Below are 343 nucleotides of genomic sequence, written 5' to 3'. Positions count from 1 at the left end.
CTGTTTGCACAGGCGGGGTTTGTTCTGACGAATATGGTTGCGGGAGCCGGATTTGAACCGACGACCTTCGGGTTATGAGCCCGACGAGCTACCAGGCTGCTCCATCCCGCGTCAGTGGGGCGCATTCTACGGATTCCTGAGTGGCTGTCAAGCATTACTCTTTGATTTTCCGTCGATTTTTTTCAGGGCAAGAAAAAAGGCCACTGTATCGACAGTGGCCTTTCTCTGAATCTGGTTGCGGGAGCCGGATTTGAACCGACGACCTTCGGGTTATGAGCCCGACGAGCTACCAGGCTGCTCCATCCCGCGCCTGTGAGATCGAATTCTACGGAAATCCTGCCCC

Annotated in this window: 2 tRNA genes; both read right to left on the bottom strand. The window is 55.1% G+C overall.

The annotated features are described in order from the left end of the window. Positions 1 to 34 precede the first annotated feature (34 nt). Positions 35 to 111, bottom strand: a tRNA-Met gene (locus ACNFG0_RS22900). 121 nt (positions 112 to 232) lie between these two features. After that, positions 233 to 309: transfer RNA gene (locus ACNFG0_RS22895), tRNA-Met, on the bottom strand. Between the last annotated feature and the right edge of the window lie 34 nt (positions 310 to 343).

The sequence above is a fragment of the Pseudomonas sp. NY15372 genome (genome assembly GCF_048068215.1).
In the GTDB taxonomy this organism is placed as follows: domain Bacteria; phylum Pseudomonadota; class Gammaproteobacteria; order Pseudomonadales; family Pseudomonadaceae; genus Aquipseudomonas; species Aquipseudomonas guariconensis_A.
The sequence above is the reverse complement of the archived record's forward strand: the minus strand, read 5'-3'. Positions and strand labels throughout refer to the sequence as shown.